The sequence below is a fragment of the Microbacterium sp. Bi128 genome, assembly GCF_918698205.1.
The window spans coordinates 1-3,841 of sequence record NZ_CAKKMM010000419.1; the positions used below are offsets into that span (position 1 = coordinate 1).

Genomic DNA, 3,841 nt, shown 5'->3' on the forward strand with positions numbered 1-3,841 from the left:
GTGCTGACCAATACCCACGTGGTGACGCTCGACGGCAAGGCCGCGAACGCCACCATGGAGGTCCGGACGAGCGACGGCAAGGTCTACTCCGCGAAGATCGTCGGTACCGACCCGCTTTCCGACCTCGCCGTGATCAAGATCGACAACCCCTCGGGACTGGTCCCGGCAACTCTCGGTGACTCGGGCAAGCTGAACGTCGGTGACACCGCCGTCGCCATTGGATCGCCGCTGGGACTTACCGGCACAGTCACGGACGGCATCGTCTCAACCCTGAACCGGACCATCAGCGTGGCATCCTCGGCTGCGCCGAAGGGCGGTGCGGACAACTCCCAGGGCGGTGACCAGGGCTTCCAGTTCGCGCCCCCCGGCGGCGGCGAGACTCCGAGCACCGCGGATCAGGGATCCATCTCGATCAACGTCATCCAGACGGACGCGGCCATCAACCCGGGTAACTCCGGCGGCGCGCTGGTGAACACCAAGGGCGAAATCATTGGCGTCAACGTCGCGATCGCCTCCGCCGGCGGCGACGCGGCCAGCGGAAGCAGCAGCGGCAACATCGGCGTGGGCTTCAGCATCCCCATCAACAACGCCAAGCGCGTGGCCCAGGAGATCATCAGCGCCGGCAAAGCCACCCACGGGCAGTTCGGGGTCAGCGTGAAGCCCAAGGCCGCAGGCTCGTCCTCCTCCGGGTTCTCGGTGGGCGCGGAGGTCGCGACCGTCGAGTCCGGCTCGGCCGCAGACAAGGCCGGCATCAAGGTCGGCGACGTCGTGACGAAGTTCCAGAACCTGACAATCAGCGATCCCAACCAGCTCACCGCGGCGGTGCGGGAACAGGCCGCCGGGGCCACGGTCAAGGTGACGGTGCTGCGCGGCGGCCAGCTCAAGGACGTCGACGTGACGCTCGGCGCTGCAGCAGAGCAGTAGAGCTGAGCGAAAGCAAACAGCGCAGCTGTAAATCAAGGCAGCAGCAAACAGGCCGGGCGGCACCGAAAAGGTGCGGCCCGGCCTTTGCCGTCCCGGGCCAGTTCACTGACACAGACCTTAACCCTGGCCGCGCTGCCCGGCGGCTATATGGTTAGCTAGGAACAGCCCGGCTGCCGGGCATTCCGTGGCCATGACCCCGTCAGGGGCGGCTGTCCACCCGCATGGAAGGCTGCTGTAGACACAGTGGAAGAAACTCTGAAAATCATTGTGCTGGTCAAGCACGTCCCGGATGCGCAGTTCGACCGCCACCTCACAGGTGAGGCCAACACGGTGGACCGCTCCGAAAGCATCCTGTCCGAACTGGATGAATACGCCCTGGAAGCTGCGCTGCAGCTGACCGAGGCCCGCGGCGGAGAAGCGGCCGGCAACAAGGTCATTGCGCTGAGCATGGGCCCGGCCGGGGCAGTCAATGCGGTGAAGAAGTCCCTCCAGATCGGCGCCACGGAAGGCGTGCACCTCAGCGATGAGGCCCTGGCCGGTTCGGATGCCGCGGCCACGTCGCTGGCGCTGGCCGCCGCGATCCGCCACCTGGGCGCGGATGTCCCCGCGGACCTCATCCTCACCGGAATGGCCTCCACGGACGGCGAGACCTCGCTGGTCCCGGCACAGCTCGCTGAGCGGCTGGGCCTCCCGCAGGTAACCTTCGCCGCGTCCCTCGAGCTCGACGCCGGCAAGCTCACCGCCCGCCGCGACGGCGACACCCACGCGGACACCATCGAGGCCACACTCCCGGCCGTCGTTTCCGTCACCGACCAGATCAATGATCCGCGGTACCCGAACTTCAAGGGCATCATGGCGGCGAAGAAGAAAACCATCACCACCTTGAGCCTTGCCGACATCGGCGTGGACGCCGCCCAGGTGGGCCAGGCCGGTTCCTGGACCGCCGTCGAGACCGCAGAGGCCCGCCCGCCGCGGACGGCCGGCACCATCATTACCGACGAAGGCGACGCCGGCATCCAGCTGGTCGAGTTCCTGGCCGCCCAGAAGCTGCTCTAAAGGGGATTATCCGAACATGGCAAAAGTACTCGTTTTCATCGACAACCCCGGTGCGGCGCTGAAGAAGTCGAGCCTGGAACTGCTCACCATCGCCCGGTCCCTGGGCGAGACCGTCGCCGCCGTCAACGGCGAACTGCACGACGACGCCGCCTCGACCCTGGCCGCGTACGGCGCCCAGGCACTGTACCGCCCGTCCGCCACGGACCTCGACGACTACCTCGTCGGACCCAAGGCGGCATTCCTGGCCGCGGCCGCCGCCGCCGCCGGTGCGGGCGTGGTCCTGGCCGAGAACTCGGCCGAGGGCAAGGAAATCGCCGCCCGGCTCGGCATCAGGCTCGGCGCCGGCGTCATCACCGACGTCGTGGCCGTGGATCCCGACGGAACGGCGCACAAGTCGGTCCTGGCCGGGTCCTACACCAGCGCCGCGAAGGCGGTGACACCCGTTTCCGTGCTGACCGTGAAGCCCAACAGCATCACGCCCGAGCCCGCGGTCACCGGCACGGCGCCGGAGAGCATCACTGTCCAGGTTCCTGACGTGACCGCGGCTGCCGCACGGGTTACGGCGCGCACCGACAAGCCTGCCAGCGGACGCCCCGATCTGTCCGAGGCGCGGATCGTCGTGGCCGGCGGCCGTGGCGTGGACGGCAACTTTGGTCCGCTGGAGGAACTCGCCGACGCCCTCGGCGCAGCCATCGGAGCCTCGCGGGCGGCCACGGACGCCGGCTGGATCGGCCACGACGCGCAGATCGGCCAGACCGGCAAGACCGTCGCACCGCAGCTCTACATCTCCGCGGGCATTTCCGGAGCCATCCAGCAGAAGGCAGGCATGCAGACCGCGAAGGTGATCGTGGCCGTGAACAAGGACGCCGAATCGCCGGTTTTCGAGATCGCGGACTTCGGCATTGTGGGCGACCTCTTCCAGGTCCTGCTGCAGGCCACCGCCGAAATCAAGAAGCGCAGAGGCTGACCGCATGAGCACCACCGCCGTCCCGGCACAAAGCCCGTTCGACCCGGAGACCACCCGGATTGAGCGGGTGCTTTGTTTCACGGCCCACCCGGACGACATCGATTTCGGCGCAGCCGGCACGGTTGCAGCCTGGACCGCCGCCGGAGTCCAGGTCAGCTACTGCATCATGACCGACGGCGACGCCGGCGGCTTTGATCCGGAGCAGCGCGAGGAAATTGTGCGGCTGCGCGTTGCGGAGCAGGAGCGCGCCGCCGCCCTGGTCGGCGTCACAGACATCCATTACCTGCACCAGCGTGACGGCTACCTCGAACCCTCGCATGAGGTGATGCGCGAGGTGGTGCGCCTGATCCGGCAGCTCCGGCCCGACGTCGTGCTCTCCATGCATCCGGAACGCAACTGGAACCGGATACAGAAGAGCCATCCGGATCATCTCGCCGTGGGGGAGGCGGTGACCCGCGCCGTGTACCCCGCGCTGGAAAACCCGTTCGCATACCCGGAACTGGCCGAGTCCGGGCTGGAGGCCTACAAATTGCCCTGGCTGTGGCTCTTCGCCGGGCCGGAAGAGCGCGAAAACCACTTCGTGGACGTCACCGGGCATGTGGAGAGCAAGCTGGCCGCCATCCACATCCACGTCAGCCAGCACCCCGACGTCGACGCCATGGAGCGCACGGTCCGCGGCCTCATGCTCGGCACCGGGGCCCGCGCCGGACTTCCCGCCGGGCGCAGCGCCGAGGCGTTCCATGTCGTAACAGTCAACGGCCAGGGGACCATCGCCGGTTTCTAGTGTTGCTGCAGCACAACCTCTGCCATATGCTGGCCTCTGTTTAAATCATATTTATTGATGGAAGGCAGACTTTGATGGCGAAGACTGCGCAACACCCCGTTCTTGTGATC

The 3,841-nt window shown here is 67.2% G+C and carries 4 protein-coding genes; all 4 read left to right on the forward strand.

Annotated elements, in window-relative coordinates; translation table 11 throughout:
- The coding region (locus tag LQV45_RS20200; RefSeq protein WP_230008544.1) for a S1C family serine protease at positions 1 to 924 on the forward strand (924 nt) is incomplete at its 5' end.
- 255 nt (positions 925 to 1,179) lie between these two features.
- Entirely contained in the window at positions 1,180 to 1,980 is an 801-nt protein-coding gene (locus LQV45_RS20205) for an electron transfer flavoprotein subunit beta/FixA family protein (RefSeq protein WP_230008547.1), read from the forward strand.
- A 16-nt stretch (positions 1,981 to 1,996) separates the two neighbouring features.
- Positions 1,997 to 2,947 (forward strand): electron transfer flavoprotein subunit alpha/FixB family protein, encoded by a 951-nt coding sequence (locus LQV45_RS20210; RefSeq protein WP_230008545.1) that lies wholly within the window; start codon positions 1,997 to 1,999, stop codon positions 2,945 to 2,947.
- Positions 2,948 to 2,951: 4 nt separating this feature from the next.
- A complete protein-coding gene (locus LQV45_RS20215; protein ID WP_230008546.1) occupies positions 2,952 to 3,731 on the forward strand; it encodes a PIG-L deacetylase family protein in 780 nt (259 codons plus the stop codon).
- Positions 3,732 to 3,841 lie beyond the last annotated feature (110 nt).